At 65.9% G+C, this 18186-nt stretch carries 19 protein-coding genes and 1 pseudogene; 5 read left to right on the forward strand and 15 right to left on the reverse strand.

Features of this window, described 5'->3' with window-relative positions:
• Positions 1-33: 33 nt before the first annotated feature.
• On the forward strand, positions 34-1020 hold the full coding sequence (locus tag ACSQ8Y_RS09205) for a diguanylate cyclase (protein ID WP_436266146.1): 987 nt from the start codon (positions 34-36) through the stop codon (positions 1018-1020).
• Positions 1021-1033: 13 nt separating this feature from the next.
• Here ACSQ8Y_RS09205 and ACSQ8Y_RS09210 read toward each other — a convergent pair whose 3' ends face one another.
• From ACSQ8Y_RS09210 to ACSQ8Y_RS09250, 9 genes and pseudogenes are all read right to left on the reverse strand, one after another.
• On the reverse strand, positions 1034-2743 hold the full coding sequence (locus tag ACSQ8Y_RS09210) for a DUF4214 domain-containing protein (RefSeq protein ID WP_436266147.1): 1710 nt from the start codon (positions 2741-2743) through the stop codon (positions 1034-1036).
• A gap of 132 nt (positions 2744-2875) precedes the next feature.
• Entirely contained in the window at positions 2876-3310 is a 435-nt protein-coding gene (locus ACSQ8Y_RS09215; RefSeq protein WP_436269792.1) for a GNAT family N-acetyltransferase, read from the reverse strand.
• A gap of 255 nt (positions 3311-3565) precedes the next feature.
• Positions 3566-4090 (reverse strand): annotated as a pseudogene (locus ACSQ8Y_RS09220) (GNAT family N-acetyltransferase); the annotation flags it as partial.
• Between the two features lie 11 nt (positions 4091-4101).
• Positions 4102-4674: a helix-turn-helix domain-containing protein gene (locus tag ACSQ8Y_RS09225; protein WP_436266148.1), complete on the reverse strand. Its 573-nt coding sequence runs from the start codon at positions 4672-4674 to the stop codon at positions 4102-4104.
• A 47-nt stretch (positions 4675-4721) separates the two neighbouring features.
• A complete protein-coding gene (locus ACSQ8Y_RS09230; RefSeq protein WP_436266149.1) occupies positions 4722-5474 on the reverse strand; it encodes a YoaK family protein in 753 nt (250 codons plus the stop codon).
• A 40-nt stretch (positions 5475-5514) separates the two neighbouring features.
• Positions 5515-6150, reverse strand: a complete 636-nt coding sequence (locus ACSQ8Y_RS09235; protein WP_436266150.1) for a LysE family transporter — start codon at positions 6148-6150, stop codon at positions 5515-5517.
• A 17-nt stretch (positions 6151-6167) separates the two neighbouring features.
• A complete protein-coding gene (locus ACSQ8Y_RS09240; RefSeq protein WP_436266151.1) occupies positions 6168-6419 on the reverse strand; it encodes a hypothetical protein in 252 nt (83 codons plus the stop codon).
• An 11-nt stretch (positions 6420-6430) separates the two neighbouring features.
• On the reverse strand, positions 6431-7198 hold the full coding sequence (locus ACSQ8Y_RS09245; RefSeq protein WP_436266152.1) for a DNA/RNA non-specific endonuclease: 768 nt from the start codon (positions 7196-7198) through the stop codon (positions 6431-6433).
• Positions 7199-7276: 78 nt separating this feature from the next.
• Positions 7277-8230, reverse strand: coding sequence for a helix-turn-helix transcriptional regulator (locus tag ACSQ8Y_RS09250; protein ID WP_436266153.1), 954 nt, complete (start codon positions 8228-8230; stop codon positions 7277-7279).
• Between the two features lie 79 nt (positions 8231-8309).
• Between ACSQ8Y_RS09250 and ACSQ8Y_RS09255 the strand changes: the two genes are divergently transcribed.
• The gene (locus ACSQ8Y_RS09255; RefSeq protein ID WP_436266154.1) at positions 8310-9002 is read left to right on the forward strand and encodes a LysE family translocator; all 693 of its coding nucleotides are present in this window, start codon (positions 8310-8312) and stop codon (positions 9000-9002) included.
• A gap of 13 nt (positions 9003-9015) precedes the next feature.
• On the opposite strand, the gene ACSQ8Y_RS09260 is transcribed toward ACSQ8Y_RS09255, so the two are convergent.
• From ACSQ8Y_RS09260 to ACSQ8Y_RS09285, 6 genes are all read right to left on the reverse strand, one after another.
• Positions 9016-9369, reverse strand: a complete 354-nt coding sequence (locus ACSQ8Y_RS09260) for a GFA family protein (RefSeq protein ID WP_436266155.1) — start codon at positions 9367-9369, stop codon at positions 9016-9018.
• Positions 9370-9407: 38 nt separating this feature from the next.
• A complete protein-coding gene (locus ACSQ8Y_RS09265; RefSeq protein ID WP_436266156.1) occupies positions 9408-9740 on the reverse strand; it encodes a hypothetical protein in 333 nt (110 codons plus the stop codon).
• A gap of 34 nt (positions 9741-9774) precedes the next feature.
• Positions 9775-11103, reverse strand: a complete 1329-nt coding sequence (locus ACSQ8Y_RS09270) for an ATP-binding protein (RefSeq protein ID WP_436266157.1) — start codon at positions 11101-11103, stop codon at positions 9775-9777.
• A 96-nt stretch (positions 11104-11199) separates the two neighbouring features.
• Positions 11200-12189, reverse strand: coding sequence for a response regulator (locus tag ACSQ8Y_RS09275; RefSeq protein ID WP_436266158.1), 990 nt, complete (start codon positions 12187-12189; stop codon positions 11200-11202).
• Between the two features lie 29 nt (positions 12190-12218).
• The gene (locus ACSQ8Y_RS09280) at positions 12219-13574 is read right to left on the reverse strand and encodes a sensor histidine kinase (RefSeq protein ID WP_436266159.1); all 1356 of its coding nucleotides are present in this window, start codon (positions 13572-13574) and stop codon (positions 12219-12221) included.
• A gap of 18 nt (positions 13575-13592) precedes the next feature.
• The gene (locus ACSQ8Y_RS09285; protein ID WP_436266160.1) at positions 13593-14978 is read right to left on the reverse strand and encodes a class I SAM-dependent methyltransferase; all 1386 of its coding nucleotides are present in this window, start codon (positions 14976-14978) and stop codon (positions 13593-13595) included.
• Between the two features lie 2 nt (positions 14979-14980).
• Between ACSQ8Y_RS09285 and ACSQ8Y_RS09290 the strand changes: the two genes are divergently transcribed.
• The 3 genes from ACSQ8Y_RS09290 to ACSQ8Y_RS09300 all read left to right on the forward strand — a co-directional run bounded on the left by ACSQ8Y_RS09290 (position 14981) and on the right by ACSQ8Y_RS09300 (position 18115).
• Positions 14981-15157: a hypothetical protein gene (locus tag ACSQ8Y_RS09290; protein WP_436266161.1), complete on the forward strand. Its 177-nt coding sequence runs from the start codon at positions 14981-14983 to the stop codon at positions 15155-15157.
• A gap of 98 nt (positions 15158-15255) precedes the next feature.
• A complete protein-coding gene (locus tag ACSQ8Y_RS09295; protein WP_436266162.1) occupies positions 15256-16977 on the forward strand; it encodes a methyl-accepting chemotaxis protein in 1722 nt (573 codons plus the stop codon).
• Between the two features lie 67 nt (positions 16978-17044).
• Positions 17045-18115 (forward strand): flavodoxin family protein, encoded by a 1071-nt coding sequence (locus ACSQ8Y_RS09300; RefSeq protein WP_436266163.1) that lies wholly within the window; start codon positions 17045-17047, stop codon positions 18113-18115.
• Positions 18116-18186: the final 71 nt, after the last annotated feature.

Genomic DNA, 18186 nt, shown 5'->3' on the forward strand with positions numbered 1-18186 from the left:
TAATCGCACCCATAAAAACTAGAAAGGAAAGCTATGCAACAGGTTCAACATCTGTTTGAAACACCGCAAACCGGCCAGGAACAGGGGTTCGCGCTGAAACTGATGGAACTGCTGGTGATCCCGACCTTCGTGCTGGACCTGCACGGCCGCGTGCTGATCTGGAACCGCGCCTGCGAGCGCCTGACCGGCGTGCAGGCCAGCGAGGTGCTGGGCACGCGCGAGCACTGGCGCTGCTTCTATCACCAGCCGCGACCCACGCTGGCAGACCTGGTGCTGCAGGGCCGCAGCAGCGACGTGGCGCATCTGTACGACAGCCACACGCGCCGCAGCGACGACAACGACAGCCTGACCGCCCGGAACTGGTGCGACATGCCGCGCCTGGGCCGGCGCCGCTACCTGGCGGTGGACGCCAGTCCGGTGTGCGACGGCGAAGGCGCTATCGTCGCGGTGGTGGAGACGCTGCGGGACCTGACCGAAGAAAAGAAGGCCCAGATCGCGCTGGAACAGCTGGCCACGCGCGATGGCCTGACCGGCCTGGCCAACCGGCGCTGTTTCGACACGACGCTGCACGCCGAGTGGCAGCGCGCCTTGCGCCAGCGGCAACCGCTGTCGCTGCTGATGGTCGATGTCGACAACTTCAAGCAATACAACGACGCGTACGGCCACCTGGGCGGCGACGAATGCCTGCAGCGCATCGCCGCAGCGGTCGCCAGCGAAATGCGCGCCAACGACCTGGTGGCGCGTTATGGCGGCGAGGAGTTCGCCGTCATCCTGCCGAACCAGTCCTTGAAAGGGGCGGCCATCGTGGCCGAACGGATACGCTGCCGCGTGGAGCGGCTATGCCTGCCCAACCTGGGCACGGAAAAGCAGTTCGTCACCGTCAGCATAGGCGCGGCGACCGCGCTGCCGGCGCCGGAAAGCGCCCCCTGCCAGCTGGTGGCGACCGCCGACGCGGCGCTGTACCGCGCCAAACACATGGGCCGCAACCGCATCAGCCTGACCAACGGCAGCGAAAGCTAGTCGCCCTGGCTGCTCAGCCAAGATACGGCGTGTAGTCGATGCCGTTGGCAACCAGGGTGGCGACATTGCCCTGGTTTTCGGCCGACTCGGAAAAAAAGGTGAGCACATCGGCGCGGCTGTAGCCGGTATCCAGATGATGGACATGCCAGGCCAGGCCTTCGGCGTCCGGCGCGCGGTGCAGCACATTGGAATAGAGCTGCGTCACGAATTGCGTGCTGTTCAGCGTGCCGTAGGTGTTGCGGAACTCGCTGCTGTCGATGAAATTCTGCGCCACCGTTTCCAGGCTCGCGCCGTTGTCGAGCACGGCGATCCAGTAGCCAAGGCCGGCCAGATCGGGGCTGCGGTTCAGCGCCGCCAGATACAGGCGGTAGCCCTGGCCGCCCGCGCCGTCACGGTCCAACGCCACGTTCATGCCGTCGAAGGCCAGCCTTTCCACGCCGCTGAGCAGATCGACGCTGGCACCGCTGTCGGTGACGCTGTACGATTTGCCGCTTGACTGCACCGTGTAGGCGGTGCGCGCGCCGGCGTAGACGACCGTGTCGAGGCCGGCGCCCAGGTCTATGGTCTCGTCGCCAGCCTGGGCCCGGAACAGGTCGTTGCCGCTGCTGCCGCCGACCGCCACCGGCGGGGCCAGCTCACTGGCCTTGAAGCTGCGGTCTGCGAACTGGATCACCTCGACGCCGGACAGCAGGTCGCGGCCCTCGCCGGTGATCGCCAGCCCGCCGCCGACGCGGCTGACCGTATAGTCGCTGAACTGGCGCAGGAACACGACCGTGTCCTCGCCCAGACCGGCGTCGATGGCGTCATTGCCTGCGCCAACGTAGATGACATCGGCCCCGGTGCCGCCCTTCACCACGTCGCCCGCGTCGTTCAGGTGGACGGTGGAACCGCCGGAACCGGTCAGCACGGTGCTTATCGTCACGTTGTAGGCGATGGACACATTGAGCAAAGTCCTGCCGGTGCCGCTGAAGCCGCCCGCGTGCAGGTCGATCGGCGTAAAAGCGGTGCAGGCTGAGAAGTCGAATGTATTGGCGCCGCCCGCGTCCCATACGCACAAGGGAGCCTGGCTGTTGTTGAACGCGTACACGTCGTCGCCGGCGTGGTAGCGCATATTGGCGCCGTACAGGTACTGGATGGCCTGGATGTCGTACAGCTTGGGCGTGATGTCGTACTTGCCATTGAACGCGGACGAATAGTTATACGACATCACCGTATAGTCGGTGTTGTCGGTCGCCGCGGGCAGGAAGGGGCCGTCGATTTCGCCGCCGGTGGAGTTGTAGTTGCCGGGATGCTTCAGGCCCAGCGTGTGGCCTATCTCGTGCAGCAGTACGCCCGGACCGAAGGAGCCGGGGGTAAAAATGCTGTTGTAATAGCCTTTGTTATTCAGGTACAGGTCCACCGACCCGGTGCCCGCTTGCGGCAGATAGGCGTAGCCGCTGCTGTTGTCGGCGCTCTGGTCATTCGTACCGAAGCGCAGGTTGCCGCCGCTGCCAACTTCGACAAACGTCAGGTTGGCCACCGCCGCCCAGCCATCCAGCGCTGCGCGGGCGGCCTGCTGCTGGAGCGGCGTCATCGCCTGAAAACCGTAGGCATCGCCTGCCGTGGCATCGTCGGGCACGTCGGTCAGGAAGCGGTAAGTGAGCGTTTGCGCCGCGCCGGGCTGAGCATTCCAGCTGCTGTAGACCAGTGCATCGATGGCGTTGTTGCCAGTTATTAAACTCATGATATTGCTGCTGTAGTGAACGAAGCTGGCGCCGATGGTAGCACGCGGAAATGCCCTGGAACTTTTAATTGAGCACATTATTCTTCCGCGCCGTCATTCGACTGTGTCCGCCGAATAGCACCGTCCCCGCGATCAGGCGGTCCGGCATATCACGCTGAAGCAGATCTCGCGGCGCACGGCAAAGCCCAGTTTTTCATAGACCTGCTTGGCGCCGTTTTCCGTTTTCACGTGCAGGAACGGCGTCTTCCCCGACGCCTGTATCTGCGCCATCAGCGCCTGCATCAGGGCCCGTGCATGGCCGGCGCCGCGCGCGGCGGGGCTGGAGCAGACCGCGCTGATCTCGGTGAACTCGTCCAGCGCCATGCGGGTGCCCGACATCGCGGCCAGGCCGCCATCACCGGCTCTGATCCCGAGGTAGCGCCCCATCGCGATGGTCTTCTGTACAAACGGCCCGGGCCTGGTTTCAAGGGCGAGTGCGATCATGTCGGGCACATCGTCCGCGCCCAGCGGCAGCAGCGGCCAGGCGTGCGGCGCAGGCTGCAGGGGGACCTGGCCCTCGTACACCATCTGATCGATATAGCGCGCCCGCAGCACTTTCCACCCTTCCGGCAAGGCCAAGGGCTGCGGCGTCAGCAGCCACACTTCCTCGTCGATGGCCACGATGGCGCGCAAATCCTCGAATGCCTGGGGCGTCGGCTCGCGCAAGCCCGCCAATGGCGACACGTCGCGCGGATAGCGCGCCGCCAGGCCATGCACCTGCGCCAACGCGCCGTGCGCCGAGCTCAATGCATGCCAGACCGGATTGTCCAGAACCGCTGGCCGCAGCCTGCGGCAGTAAAACGCCGTGTCGCACAAGCCGCCTTGCGGCAGCAGCGCGAAGTCCGGCACCACGCCGACACGCTGCCAGCCCTGGCGCTCATACAGGCGCTCGGCGTCCGCGCTGGAGGTGTCCAGCACAAGTACCCACTTGCCGCAGTCGCGCGCCACCTGCTCCGCGTGCCGCAGCAGCGCTTCGCCCAAGCCACGGCGGCGTGCGCGCCCCAGCACCAGCATCTTGGCCACATCGGCGCGGTGCGGCTGGTTGTCCGGCTGCGCCAGCACCAGTTGCACCGTGCCGAGGATGCCTGTCGCGTCCTCCGCCACGATCAGCGCCCGCTCCCCCCGCTCCACGCTGTCGGCCACGCCGCGCCAGAACGCCAGGGCGCGGGCCATCCCGAAAGGCTGCATGAAGCCGACCGAGGCGCCGCCGTTCACGCAATCGGCCAGCACCTCGGCCAGGCCCTGTATTTGCGCTTCGCTGACGGACAGCAGGCGGCGCACACTGTAATCTCTCATCGTGGTGGGCATATAAGCTCCCGTCAGTGACGGCTGGTGGTAATGACGACCGCATAGCGCGTGACGTCGCCGGTGGGATTGTGGAACGCCATGGGCCGGTCCAGCACCATCGCCAGGCAATCGCCCGCGCCGAGCAGGTAGACCTCGTCGCCGTAGCTGATTTCGATGGCGCCGGCCAGCACCCAGACTTGCTGGTGCACTTGCGGCACGCGCGCCGCGGTTTCGTAGGCGACGCGGGCGTACGGCGGGAATTCGACCTCAACCAGCTGGATGGGCGACGCCACGCCGCTTGGCGATACATTGCGGCGCACATAGCCAGAGTGAGGATCGCGCCAGGACTGCTGGTCGACGCGGCGCGATACGGGAACGCCTGCCGCCTCGCGCGTCTCGAACAGGGACGCCAGCGTCACCCCGAGTCCGGTGGCGAGCTTCTCGAGCACCACGGCGGTCGGGCTGCTTTCGCCACGTTCGATGAGGGACAGCATGGAGCGGCTGACGCCGCAGTGCGCCGCCAGCGCTTCCAGCGACAGCCCGCGCGCGGCCCGCAGTTCGCGTACCCGCCGGGCGATGAGTTGATGTAATGTGGATTCCAACATGGTGGATTAATTATCCAGCATATTGGATTTTGATGCAAGCGACGCCCTTATCCGGCTTTCACGCGCAGCCGCAAGTCATCCATCGCCGGCACGATGGCCATCGCCACCAGCAGCACGGCGAGCGGTATCGTCGCCACATAGCCCATCAGCTGGAAACCGAAGGCGCCTGCGACGCCGCCCGCGAAGAAAGCCAATACCAGCGCGGTGAGCAGCGTCAAACGATCGGCATTGGCGCGGACGCGGTGCTGGCCCGGTTCGTGGGTGCCGTTCCAATACATCATCTTTCCAAGCTCAATGCCGATGTCGGTCACGATGCCCGTAATGTGGGTGGTGCGGATCTCGGATTTGGACACCTTGGTGATCAGCGCATTCTGCAAGCCCATGATAAAGCACAGCAGCATCACCGTCAGCGGCACGAACAAGCCGGCGATGCCCGCCAGCTGGGTGCCCAGCACGCCGAATCCCAGCAGCAGCAAGGCCTCCAGCAGCAGAGGCAGCGCATACTCGCCGTGCATGCGGCGCCGCCGGCCATAGTTGACCATGATGGCCGAGCAGGCCGCGCCGGCCAGGAAGGACAGCAAGGCCCCAACGCCGGGCAGCACCAGCTGGTAAGCGCCCAGCGCGAAATTGTCCGCCATCGCCGAGACGATGCCTGTCATATGGGAAGTATAGTGGCGCACGGCCAGGAAGCCGCCCGCGTTGATGGCGCCGGCGACAAAGCACAGCATGACGCCCAGATGGCGGTTGCCGTCGGCGCTGCGGGTGCTGCCGGTCAGTTTTCTGGCGTAGTGTATGGGCATGGTGTGCCCACCACTTTAGCACCGATCGCGCGCAGCGTGCTCATGGCATCGCCAGGCCGGTGAACAGCGACCAGGCGGCGAAGGCCAGCAAGGCGGCCCCGGAGACGGCTTCGATGATGCGCAAGGTGCGCGGCGACACTGCCCGGCGGCTGGCCGAAACGCCGCCGACCAGCAGCGACCACCATGCGGTCGACCCCACGAACACGCCCGCCACCAGTGCCAGCCCGCTGCGCATGCTGCCGTCCGGCGGCGCCAGGGCTGCCAGCAAGCCGGCGAAGGACAGGATGGTCATGGGACTGGACGCGGTCAGGGCGAAGGTGGTGCCGAAAGCGCTGAGCAAGCCCCTGGGCGTGGCGGCTTGCGCGGCCACGGCCTGCGGCGGATGCTGCGCGCGCCGCAGCGCAGCCACGCCCAGCGCCCCCATCAGCAAACCGCCGACGACGCGCAGCATGGCCGCATGCTCCAGCAGCAGCGCCGCCACCGCGCTCACCCCCAGTGCGGCGACCAGGCCATACATCGCGTCGGCGGTAGCGGCGCCCAGGCCGGAAGCGAGCCCGGTGCGGGCGCCGTGCGCAAAGGTGCGGCGGATGCACAGCAGGCCGACCGGCCCCACCGGGGCGGCAATGGCGAAGCCGATCAGGGCGCCGCGCGCCAGGGTTGCGCCTAATTCCATCATGCCCCATCCTCCCTGGATCATGCGAAGGGGTTTTTTACGGTTTTAATGTCGGGAGGCGGCAATTTGGCTGGAAGCGCCTGGGCGTCCATCTTGTCCAGCACGTCCGTCAGCAGCTTGTGCAGCGCGCGCGCGTCGGCCTGGCCCGCCTGGTCCAGCGTCAGGTCGATGTCGCCGGCAATGGTGATGCGGTCGACGCGGTTCTCGATGGTCAGGCCGCCGATATGCAGCACATCGGCTTCGTTAGCGTAGGGCAGGAATTTCTGGGCCATGACGGCTCCTTTCAACGTTTGTCTTTGCGTGGCCTGGCGCCCGGCAGGCGCAGCATGGTCTGCTTCTGGCGGTCCGACAGCGAAGGCAGCAGATCGATGCCGACCTTGGCCTCCAGTTCCGCGACCGTCATGGTCGCATAGTTCACGTCCGCGCGGTTTTCAACAAAATACGCGGCCCCGGCGCGCTGGCGCGGGCTATACACCACTTTGTACAGGTGGCTGGGCACCAGCACATTGCCCACCTTGCGCAAGTCCGAGCCGATGAAGGCCGGACCGGTGATCACGTACAGCGACCCCTCCTTCTTGGCCAGCTTGCGCACCGCCTGCTCGATACCGGCCCAGATATGGCGGTTGTTGTCCGCGTCCTGCGGCACCATATTGGCGAGCGTGAAGCTGTCGCGCTGGCTGGCGCGGTCCGGCATGTCGCCGTTGGGGGCCATATGGCCGCGGTCGAAACCGCTGCGGGCGTAATCGGACAGTTCTGCGCGCTGGTCGCGCGGCAGCCGGGGTTCGGCGTGGAAGGAATTCTCGCGGTCCAGGTCCTGCGCCTGCTCGATCTTGTCGGCCGTCAGGTATTCGGCGGACCACAGCGGCGTGCGCGTGATCCCCGAATGCATCACGCCGAACACGCCGTAGCACAGCTCCCTGGTGGCGGACGCCAGTTTCGCGTTGCGGATCTCCGGCGCACGGCCATCGACATAGTGGCTGGGGCAAGCACCCGCGAACACCCAGCCGGAAGCCAGCGCGAAGGCGCCGGCGGCAATCAATTTCTGAATCATAAATCCTTGAATAAACAGACGCTAGTGGCAGCCCGAGCCCTCGAATGCGGCTCGGCCCGGTGGCGAAGCGCGGGCATTTTAGCGGACGGCGGCGATTTGCGACAGGCGCGCGGCTATGGTGCGGAGCTCGGTCCGCAGCGCGTCGGGCGAAATGACTTCGAATTCGAACGGCAGGCTGGCCAGCTCGCGCGCGAACCAAGCCAGGTCGTCGGACTGGTTGTGCAGCAGCACGCCGCCGCCGGTCTGTTCGAACAGACCGATGACGTCCATCAGGAAACGCTGCGCTGTGTGCAAATTCGTCTTCAGCAGCACGGTGGCGGCGTAGGCGCGCGGCATGGCGGCCAGCGACAGGCGCAGGTGGGCCAGCGCGTCGAAACCATCGGGGCGCTCGAAGCGCTGCGCCATCAGCGCCGCATCGACGATACGGTCCAGGCGGAAGGTACGCATGTCCAGTCGCAGGTGGCAGTGCCCGACCGCGTACCAGCAGCCGCCGTGGAACGCCAGGCCGTACGGGTCGAATCCGCGCTCGCTTTCACCGGCGCCCGGCGGCCGGTAGCGCAAATGGACGCGGCGGCGCGACTGGGCGGCCTCGCTCAGGATGAGCAGCGCGGCGTTGTCCTGCGGCGCCGTGGCACGCGCCAGGTCGAGCCGCACCGTCTCGTCGATGGCGCCGACGCGCTGCTTCAAACCGGCCGGCATGATCCGTTCCAGCTTGGCCTGCGCGCTCGCTACCGCAGGCGCGGCTTCGGCCAGTCCCAGGCTGCGCGCGGCCAGCAGGCCGAGCGACAGGGCCAGCGCCTCGTCGTCGGTGAACATCATCGGCGGCAGTTTGAAGCCCGGCATCAATGCATAGCCGCCATGCCGCCCGCGCTCGCTCAGGATGGGGATGCCGATCTGCTCCAGCATGGCGATGTAGCGGCGCAGGGTGCGCCCGTCCACCTCCAGCCGCCTGGACATGTCGGCGCCGCTCATGCGGCCGTGCGTTTGCAGCAGTTCCAGCACGGCCAGAACGCGGGTAGTGGGATGGTACATGCGACAAAGATAGCAGAGAATCAGGGCGGAATCTGCCCTATTTTGGTTTTATGCTGGCGTCTTCGATAGGGAGACCCATATGAACCAAAGCGCCAATCTCTGGCTGTACTTCGTCGTTGTATTCGGTATCATCGTTTTGCCGGGCCTGGACATGGCCTTCGTCATGGCCAGTTCCATCCTCGGCGGGCGGCGTGCCGGGCTGGCCGCCGTGGGCGGCATCGTCGCGGGCGGCGCGTGCCATTTGCTGATGGCGACCGCCGGCATCGCCGTGCTGCTGAAGCTGTGGCCGGCGCTGTTCCATGTGCTGCTGCTGGCGGGCGCGGCGTATATCGCCTGGATGGGAGCGGTTTTTTTTCGCAGCGACAGCGTGTTCAAGCCGAGCGCAGGGCACGAGGTGCTGGCGCCGGCCGCGATCTTCCGCCGCGCCATGATGACCAGCCTGCTCAATCCCAAGGCCTACATCTTCATGCTGGCCATCTTCCCGCAGTTCCTGAAGACGGACCACGGGCCGTTGTGGCTGCAGTCCGGCGTGCTGGGGATGATTACGGCGCTGACACAGCTGGGCGTCTACGGCGCTCTGGCATTGGCGTCCAGCCAGGCCAGCGGCTGGTTCAACGCGCATCCGCGCGCCGCCACCGTGACGGCGCGCAGCATGGGCGTGCTGCTGATCTTCACCGCCCTGCTCAGCGCAGGCCAGGCTGTGCGCGCGCTGGCGCCGGCGCTGCAGCCGGGCGATGTGGTGGTGGTGGTCGGCGGGCACACGCTGCGTTGATGCCCGCCAAGCCCTAGCGCGACCGCCCGTCGTAATGCTGGACCGGCACCGCGGCCACGTCGAACTCTTCAAGGCAATTGATGTTGAGGGCGGCCATGGCGCTGCCATCGGGGCCTACGCCCTCGCTGTAGGGCTGGATGCCGCAGGTCTTGCAGAACCGGTGGTGAATGACGTGCTTGTTGAACTCGTAGCTGCCCATGGCGTCGTCGGGCGTGAGCAGCTTCAGCCGGTCGCGCGCGAAGAATGTCATCAGCGCCCCCTTGCGCTGGCAAATGGAGCAGTTGCAGGCAAGCGCACTCTCAATCTTGCCGTCGAGTTCAACTTCGAACTTCACATTGCCGCAATGGCAGCTGCCGCGATATTGCATGTCCGTCTCCCTCAAGTTATTGAGCGAGCAGTGTAGCGTTATTTGGCGCGGCGCTCCAGCGCTTCCAGCACGCCTTTGCGGTTCTTGTGCGCAGCCTCAAAGCTGCGCAATTTACGGAGTTGCGCGGCGTTCAGCTCGTCCAGGCGGCTGCGGATTTCGGTGACGGTGAGCTGCTGGTAATTCCGGATGGGCAGCGTACCTGCGGCGTCCTTGCCCTTCTGGTCCTTGGTCTCGCCGCTCTCCTTGCGCTGCTTGTTGACGATGCGCGCCGCCACCTCCTCCTCGCGCCCCTTGTAGCGGCCTTCCTTCTCGAACTTCTCCTCAAGCTCGTTGTACTCGCGTTCCCGTTTCGGGCTGGCTCCTCGTGGCATGGCTGTGCTCCTGGCAATGGAAAGGGTCAGACCATCATACAAAATTGCCATTGCGGACGGCGCGCACTTCGGGCTTCTGCAACGGCGCCGGCGCCGACAGCGGCAGCACGACCGTAAAACATGCTCCCTGCCCAGGTTCACTGCTGGCCTCCACGCTGCCGTGCAAGGCCGCGGTGACCAGCTTGTAGACGATGTGCAGCCCAAGGCCGCTGCCGCCTCGCCCCAGGCGCGTGGTAAAGAAAGGGTCGAACACGCGTCCCAGGTTGGCCTGCGGGATGCCCAGGCCGTCGTCGCGCACGGTCAGCACAACCTGGCCTTCGCTGTCCGGCTGGGCCGCGATGCGCACCGTGCCGGCCACGCCCGGCAAGAAAGCGTGCTGCACAGCGTTCGACACCAGATGCGTCATCACCTGCGCCAGCTGCTGCGGATAGCTGTCCAGCAGGATGCCCGGCGCGATCGCGCAGTGGACGCGGTGGCCGCTGCCCTGGATGGTGTGGTTGAGTTCCGACAGCACGCTGCGTACCATCTCGCCCAGGTCGAAACGGCGCCGGTCGGCTGCGGACTGGTCGTCGACCACCTGCTTGAAACTGCCGACCAGTTTCGCCGCCTGGTCCAGGCTGCGCATCAAGATGCCGGCACCCTGCTCCACCGTGCTGACGAAATCGAGCATGCGGCTGCGCGTCAGGCCCTGCTTCATGTCGACGGCAAAGTCGGCCGCGTGGCATTGCAAAGTGCTGGCGGCCAGCAGGCTGTTGCCGATGGGGGTGTTGAGTTCATGGGAAATGCCGGCCACCACCGCGCCCAGCGCAGCCAGTTTCTCGGACCGCAGCAGCTCGTCCTGCAATGCGGTCAGGCGCTGCAGCGCCGCTTGCAGCTCGGCGTTGTTTTCCAATAATTGCCGTTGCTGCTCGATGACGACGAAGTCGCGCTCGATGCTTTTCTTGATCTCCCACAGCAGCTCGACGTATTTGTCCTGGTAGTTGCGTTTCTTGCTATCGAGGACACAAATGGTACCGAACACCTCCTTGTCCGGCCACAGCAAGGGCACGCCCAGGTAGGACACCATGTTCAGCGCCACGTCCGGATTGTGTTCCCAGTGCGTATCCTCCAGCGCATGGGGCACGTGCAGCAGTGCGCGCGTGGCCATCACGGTTTCACAATACAAGCCGGTATTGAGCTGGGCCTTTTCGTCCGCCTCGTAAGGATTGCCCTCGCTGTGGCTGGACACCAGCACCTCGATCTGCCCGGGCAGCACCCGCATGATCAGTCCCGCCGGGACATCGAAGATGCCGGCCAGGACGTTGGTGGTGGTTTGCCATTTGGCGAGGAAACTGTCGGGAATGTCGCTAGCGTGGTGGGTCACAGCGCGTACCTCACGAGGAACCGGCGGCCACGGGATATTGGCGGCCGATGTTGCCCAATAAATATACTATGGCGGACCGCCGGGGGCAAGCCGCGCCTAAAATTGTTCGACCCAGGCCGCCAGCTGCGCCGGCGTCAGCATAGTGTCCGCCTGGGCCAGTCTGCCCTGCACGCCGCCGCCCTCGCCCGCGCAAATCTGCAGCGACCAACCGTGTCGTCCCAGCCACAGCAGCGCGGCCAGCCAGAAGGCATGCTGCGAGGAGACGGCGTCGCCGGTGGGCGTTTCCAGGAATTCGGCCAAGCCGGCGCCGGGCTTGAACAGCACCCCGGTGTCGCCCAGCGCGGCGCAGTGGTCGCCAAAGGTCTCGGCCAGCATGTCCAGCGCGCGTCCCGGCTCGGCGTGCGGATAGCGCCGTTCGATGTCGCCCAGGTGCTCGCGCACGGCCAGCCCGAAGGCCGCGCTGCGGAAGGCTTCCGAGGCCGTCAGGTCGGCGTGGTCCATCAGCAGCCAGTCCGGTTCGGGCGGCGTCATGCCGGCGCTCAGCGCGGCCGACAGGTAGGCATCCACCGGCAGGTAGGACACCTGCCCGGCGATGCTCGCGCTCAGCGTGTAGACCGTGCCGATGCGCGCGGACACGGTCTGCTGCTGGCGCACCAGCAGCTTCTCGCGCAGGAGTTGCGCGTGCTCCTTGCGCAGCCTGGCCAGGTCCAGCGCCTGCTTCATTTCCATGCGCAGCCCGGCGATGTCCCAGGGTTTCTGCATGTAGCGGTGGATCTGCCCCTGGTTCACGGCTTCCACCGTGTGCTCCAGCTCCGCGTAGGCGGTGGTCAGGATGCGGATGATGTGCGGATATTTGTCCCAGGCATAGAACAGCAGCTCGTTGCCGTAGGCGCCAGGCATGCGCTGGTCGGACACCAGCACGGCGATGCTGTCGGCATGCTGGTCCAGCAGGCGCCTGCCCTCCTCGACCGAGGCCGCCGTCATGATGGGCGCCAGCGTGCCGAGCGCGCGCTGGAAGTACTTGAGAGATGTGACCTCGTCGTCCACATATAATATGGCCGGAGCCGGCTTGCTGTAGTCGCTCATGCTTGTTCCTTCTCTAGACGCGGGAAATGTCATGGTAACGGTGGATGGCCTGCGCAAGGCAGGTCGAAAGTAAACTGGGTCCAGTGCCCGACGACGCTGTCGGCCACCAGCGTGCCGCCGTGGCGCTGCACCACGCCGTAGCTGATACTCAGGCCAAGTCCAAGGCCCTGGCCTACTTCGCGCGTGGTGAAAAACGGTTCGAAAACACGGCCCAGATGCTCGGGCAGGATGCCGGGGCCGTTGTCGCGCACCGACACCTTCAGGCGCCCGCCGTCGGTGTCGGCGGCGATGGCGATCGCCGGCGCAGCCGTGCCGTGCTTGCGCATGGCCAGCGCGGCGTTGCTGATCAGGTTGATCAGCACGCCGATGATGGCCGCCTCGTCGCCGCGCACCATGGTGTCGCCGCGCAGTTCGCGGCCGATCTTCACGCCCTTGGTTTCATGGCTCACCAGGCGCACCGCCGAGTCGAGCGCACGCTCGAACATGAAACGCGTGCTGTCGTGGTCCGCGTTCTGCTTGCGGTAGGCGAAGGTCTTCAGGTCCGAGACGATGTGCTGCACGCGCTGCATGCCCTGCTTGGCGTCGGCCAGGCAATCGCTCAGCAGTTCATTGTCCCTGGCGGCCGGCTCCTCGATGGCCACGTCGATCGCCATCATGCAGTAGTTGACAGGGTTGTTCACCTCGTGCAGCAGGCCGGCGGCCAGCGTGCCGAGCGCCGCCATTTTCTCCTGCTGCAGCATCTGCCCCTTGATTTCGGCCAGGTCGCGGTTGCTCGCTTCCAGCTGCGCGTTGTTGGCCGCCAGTTCGCCTTTCAGACGGTACAACATGAAGCGCGCCTGCTCGTTGTAGAAGGTGCACACGGCGCTGGCGATGGCGGTGAAGACGAGGAACAGGGAATTGACCGCGAACGGCCCGTTCCACTCGACGCCGTTCGGATGGTGGAGGCAGGCCATGAAGTAGCTCAGGTAGGTGAGTCCGCCCAGCGACAGGTTTTGCCACAGGCTGAACGGCAGCGCGATGCCGGATGCGAAGACGGCCAGGTTCAGGCCCGCATAATAGATCGAATTGGCGCCTTCGGTCTGGTTGATCATCCACGCGATCATCAGTTGCGGCGCCAGCAGCCATCCGAAAGTCAGCGATTGCACATTGGCCTCGCCCCATGGCGTGCGCATCGCCAGCACCACCCCGTACAGGGCCGCCGCGCACAGCGCCCGCGCCAGTGCGAACGGCATCTGCTGCCCTGGATAGAGGCTGAAATCGAGCCCGATACCCAGCAGTATCAGGATGATTGCGGTCAGCGCGCCGCCCCTGCTGAAGCGCAGCCGGTAGGCCCGCAACACGGCGGAGTAACTCGATTGCTGCTCCGGTCGCTGGCGCTTAGGCAAAGCGGTGGCCCCGCGCGGTCATGGGACGGATGCTTCCGCGAATACGTTGACGCCGGTGGCGTCGACATAGATGTCGCGCGCGCCGGCATCCGACGGCAGCAGTTGCTGCATCTTCAGCTCGTCGCGGTAGATCAGATACCATTCAAGCAAATGCTCCATGCCCGGCCGCTCGGGATTGCTGGCGTGGACATTGGTCAGCAGCAGGCGGCCGCCGGGACGCATGCGCGCGGTGAAGTGGGCAATCAGTTTGGCGCAGACCTTGTCGGACAGGTAGTCGAACAGGCCGGCGCAGTACACCACGTCGAACTGGCCGGCCTCCCCCGCGCCCACACGCCGCTTCAGCAACTGGTGCACGGAGTCCTGCACGAACCGGAGGCCGGCCGGCCTGGCCAGTCCCTGGTTGATGGACCCGAGCCGTTGGCCGGTCCATTCCAGCGTTTCGCCGCTGAAGTCCACCAGCTCGAAAGAGAGCCAGTGCGGCTCGTCAAACTCCCTGAGGAAGCGCTGGATCTCGGCCGCCGGGCCGCAGCCCACGTTCAGCACCCGGGCCGGCCGCCCTGCCGCGCGCGCGGCGCCGGCCATGCGCTTGAGGAAATCGACCAGGATATCGATGCGGTTGCGGTGCGCCACCGCGACCGCGGTCTGCAGGAAGGCCGCGTTGACGATCTGGAAGTAGGTGCTCGGCCCCTGGCGCGGATCGTCCAGGATCTGGTTCACCATCTGGTAGTCGCCCGCATAGCCCAGCGGTTTGGTATAGGTACGGAACACGAAGGGCGCGCGCAATATCAGCGGATGCAGCGCCGCCTGCGCGAAAGCGCGGTGCGACGCCGACAGCTCTTCCTCCACCCTGGCCGCTTCGGCATTGATGTCGTTGAAATAGCGTTTGGTGCGCAGCACCAGCGGGCCGGCCAGCTCTGCGAACACGTCGGCGCGCAGCTTGCCCTGCTCCTTGGGCAGGGCCGCGGACAGGTCGACCTGCTCCACCCAGCGCGATACTTCGGACAAGTAGGCCCGGGTCTCGTTGATGGCGACCTGGTAGTCGCGACGGATGCGGAAGCGCTCGTTCCACTCCGCCACGAACTGGCTCGCTTCGCGCCCCACCGCGCCCGGCGCCAGCACCACTACGCTCAACTCGCGCCACGCGTCGATCAGGGTCACGGAGACGATGGCGGTCAGTCCGGTGTTGACGATGCTGATCACCACGGCCTTGCCCGCGTAGGCGGTCGTCACGCCCATGCGCACGGTCAGCCCGCTCAATACCTCGCTGGTCTGGACGATGGAATACGGGTTGTATACCTCCATCACCAGCGATCTGCGCTGCAAATTGACGATGGTGGCCCTGACCGTCTCGCCTTGCGCATTCTGGAAACTCAGCACCGGATCGATTTGCGTTTGGGAGTACACGTGTGAACACTTATCTGGTTGAGTCCGGCCTTGCGGCTGGCCGACAGGGTTATGGGATGACAGTGCTTGCGCTGCTGCAACTCGCAGTCGAGTGTACACCGCAGGTGGCGGAAATCGCAACATTTCGCCGCCTGCCAGTTTCACAATGTGTGGCTAAAAAGTTCATCAATTTTCAATAGGAAATATTACTTTCTAAATAAAATTAGCGCTGATACACTGTTTCGCTTCCCCGGAGGAGACGCTGGGGATTTCCAAAAAAAACCACACCGAAACCAAAATGAATATTGCAAATATCAAAATTGGTCACCGCCTTACCATTGCCTTCTCGCTTACCGTCGCCATGCTTGCCGTCGTCATCACCGTCGGCGTTACCCGCCTGCAGGCGGTCAGCGGCGAGATCGGGCGGACAGTGGACGACCGCTACGCCAAGATCCATCTGCTGCACGACATCAAAGACGCCGCCAACCAGCAGGCGCGCAGCCTGCGCAACGCCATGCTGATGCCGCAGCTGTCCGCGGCAAAAGGCGAGCTCGAGCTGGCCGAAGCCAGCGGCAAACGCGCCGACGCCGAGCTGGCCAGGCTGGAAGGCAGCGTGACGCAGGCGGCCGGGCGCGACATCCTCGCGCGCATCCAGGGGACCCGCAACGCCTACGCCCACGGCCTGACCCAAGTGCTGCAGCAGCTCAGGGACGGCGAGCGGACAGCGGCCATCGCCACCATGTACCAGGGCGTGCAAGCCAACCAGACCGCCTACTTTGAAGCCATAGAAAAACTGATCGACTTCCAGGTGGCGCTGATGCAAGCGTCCGGGCAGGAGGCACGGCAAACCGCCGCCGATGCGCGCCTGATCATGGTGGGGCTGGGAGTGGCCGGCGGCCTGATGAGTCTGCTCACCGCCTGGACCATTACACGCGGCATCGTCGGCCCCATCGGCCATGCCGTGAAGGTGGCGCGCACGGTGGCCGACGGCGACCTGAGCTCGGATATCGAAGTACGCTCGTCCGACGAAGTGGGTCAGCTGTCCGCCGCGCTGCGCGACATGAATGTGAGCCTGGTGCGCATCGTGACCCAGGTCCGCAGCGGCACCGACACCATCGCCACGGCCTCGGCTGAAATCGCCGCCGGCAACGCCGACCTGTCGGCCCGCACCGAGCGCCAGGCCGGCTCGCTGGAGGAAACCGCGTCCTCGATGGAGGAACTCACTTCCACCGTCAAGCAGAATGCGGACAACGCGCGGCAGGCCAACCTGCTGGCGCAGTCCGCGTCCGACGTGGCCGGCAAAGGCGGCGCGGTGGTGGCGCAGGTGGTCGACACGATGGCGTCGATCAACGCCTCGTCGCGCAAGATCGTCGACATCATCGGCGTCATCGACGGCATCGCCTTCCAGACCAACATCCTGGCCTTGAACGCGGCGGTGGAAGCGGCCCGCGCCGGCGAGCAGGGCCGCGGCTTCGCCGTCGTCGCCAACGAGGTGCGCAACCTGGCGCAACGCTCGGCCGCCGCCGCGCGCGAAATCAAGGCGCTGATCGCGGACTCGGTGGAAAAGGTCGACGGCGGCGCCAGGCTGGTCGACCAGGCCGGGCACACGATGGAGGAGATCGTCGCCAGCGTGCGGCGCGTGACGGACATCATCGGCGAGATCGCCTCGGCCAGCCAGGAACAGCTGGATGGCATCGAAGGCATCAACGCCGCCATCAGCGAGATGGACGAGACCACGCAGCGCAACGCGGCGCTGGTCGAGCAAGCCTCGGCTGCGGCGGGCGCCATGCGCGAGCAGGCACTGCAGCTGTCCGGCACGGTGGGTGTGTTTACGCTGGCGGCCGGTACGGCCACTGCTGAGGCGGGTGGCGCGCGGCAAGGCGCACAGACGGCATCGGTCAGCCGCATGCCGAAGCGCCGCGCGCTCGCCGGCAGCCGCCTGCCGGCCGTCGCCGTCCAGCCGGCCAAGGCCTCCCGCAGGACCGCCAATGGCGCGGACGACGAGTGGCAGGAACTGTAAACGTACGTTAGCGTACAGAGCGCGCCCTGCTCCGGTGGCAAGCTGAGGCAAACCACCGGAGGCTGTGATGACAGAGATACGCAAGGGCCAGGCGCCCGCCCAGCTGGCGCGCGACGAATTCCATCTGCAGTTCCGCCGCTCCTTCCTCGACCCCGCCTTCGACACCGTGCGCGGCGCGCTCGACCAGGTGGAAGATGTCGCCTGGCGCAACTACCAGGGCAGCCGCAAGGCGCCGCTCACGCAAGCGGCCGGCGAAGGCTACGCCGATCCGGCATACAAGCTGTCGCTTGAATGGGTGGCCACGCGCGAACGGCTGCTGGCGGCCGAGCGCAGGCAGAAGGACCCGGCGACGCGTTCGCGCGTGCTGCTCATCATCGGCGCGGCCCGCAACGACGGCACTTGTCCCGGCGAGGCCTCCAAGACCTGGCGCATGACGCAATGGGCGCGCGCGACGCTGGAGTCGCTGCGCATCGAGACCGACGTGCTCGACCTCAGCCTGCTCACCTCCGCCTACGACCTGCACATCCATCCCTGCAAAGGCTGCGTCTCGACCGCCATGCCGCTGTGCCACTGGCCCTGCAGCTGCTACCCCAACCATGCCGAACGCCAGACCAACGACTGGATGGCGGAGATTTACGAAAAATGGGTGGCGGCGCACGGCGTCATCATCCTGACGCCGGTGTACTGGTATCAGGCGCCCAGCGTGCTCAAGCTGATGATGGACCGCCTGGTCTGCGCCGACGGCGGCAACCCGGACCCGACCAGCACGCACGGCAAGAAGGCCGCGGAAGCGAAGGCGCTGGAACTGGCCGGCTGGGGCTATCCCAAGCATCTGGCGGGCCGGGCCTACGGTCTGGTGGTGCATGGCGATGTTGCCGGCGCGGAAAGCCTGCGCCGCAACCTGTCCGACTGGTTGGGCTGGATGGGTTTGGTCAGCGCGGGTGGCCAGGCCGAACTGGACCGTTACCTCGGCTACTACGAATCCTACGCCGCCAGCCATGAGGTGCTCGACGGAGAAGAAAAATTCCAGCAAGAAGTCCGCGTCGTCGCCCGTGCCGTCGCCGCCTGCGTCGCCAGGCTCCGCAGCGGCGACCCGGTCCGCGCCGACGCGGGACTGCCTCCTCCCCGGCCCAAGTAGCAGGGCTTGCGGCCGCTCAAAGCGGCAGGCCGGATTTGGAGGACAGTAGGGAAATATTCCTTGCCTGGAGC

This window comes from Pseudoduganella sp. LjRoot289, from assembly GCF_964252925.1.
Classification (GTDB): domain Bacteria; phylum Pseudomonadota; class Gammaproteobacteria; order Burkholderiales; family Burkholderiaceae_D; genus Rugamonas.

Coding starts and splice junctions, on each gene's coding strand:
- ACSQ8Y_RS09205 (WP_436266146.1), top strand. CDS start 34: ATGCAACAGGTTCAACATCTGTTTGAAACACCGCAAACCGGCCAGGAA.
- ACSQ8Y_RS09210 (WP_436266147.1), bottom strand. CDS start 2,743: ATGAGTTTAATAACTGGCAACAACGCCATCGATGCACTGGTCTACAGC.
- ACSQ8Y_RS09215 (WP_436269792.1), bottom strand. CDS start 3,310: ATGGTGTACGAGGGCCAGGTCCCCCTGCAGCCTGCGCCGCACGCCTGG.
- ACSQ8Y_RS09225 (WP_436266148.1), bottom strand. CDS start 4,674: ATGTTGGAATCCACATTACATCAACTCATCGCCCGGCGGGTACGCGAA.
- ACSQ8Y_RS09230 (WP_436266149.1), bottom strand. CDS start 5,474: ATGCCCATACACTACGCCAGAAAACTGACCGGCAGCACCCGCAGCGCC.
- ACSQ8Y_RS09235 (WP_436266150.1), bottom strand. CDS start 6,150: ATGATGGAATTAGGCGCAACCCTGGCGCGCGGCGCCCTGATCGGCTTC.
- ACSQ8Y_RS09240 (WP_436266151.1), bottom strand. CDS start 6,419: ATGGCCCAGAAATTCCTGCCCTACGCTAACGAAGCCGATGTGCTGCAT.
- ACSQ8Y_RS09245 (WP_436266152.1), bottom strand. CDS start 7,198: ATGATTCAGAAATTGATTGCCGCCGGCGCCTTCGCGCTGGCTTCCGGC.
- ACSQ8Y_RS09250 (WP_436266153.1), bottom strand. CDS start 8,230: ATGTACCATCCCACTACCCGCGTTCTGGCCGTGCTGGAACTGCTGCAA.
- ACSQ8Y_RS09255 (WP_436266154.1), top strand. CDS start 8,310: ATGAACCAAAGCGCCAATCTCTGGCTGTACTTCGTCGTTGTATTCGGT.
- ACSQ8Y_RS09260 (WP_436266155.1), bottom strand. CDS start 9,369: ATGCAATATCGCGGCAGCTGCCATTGCGGCAATGTGAAGTTCGAAGTT.
- ACSQ8Y_RS09265 (WP_436266156.1), bottom strand. CDS start 9,740: ATGCCACGAGGAGCCAGCCCGAAACGGGAACGCGAGTACAACGAGCTT.
- ACSQ8Y_RS09275 (WP_436266158.1), bottom strand. CDS start 12,189: ATGAGCGACTACAGCAAGCCGGCTCCGGCCATATTATATGTGGACGAC.
- ACSQ8Y_RS09295 (WP_436266162.1), top strand. CDS start 15,256: ATGAATATTGCAAATATCAAAATTGGTCACCGCCTTACCATTGCCTTC.
- ACSQ8Y_RS09300 (WP_436266163.1), top strand. CDS start 17,045: ATGACAGAGATACGCAAGGGCCAGGCGCCCGCCCAGCTGGCGCGCGAC.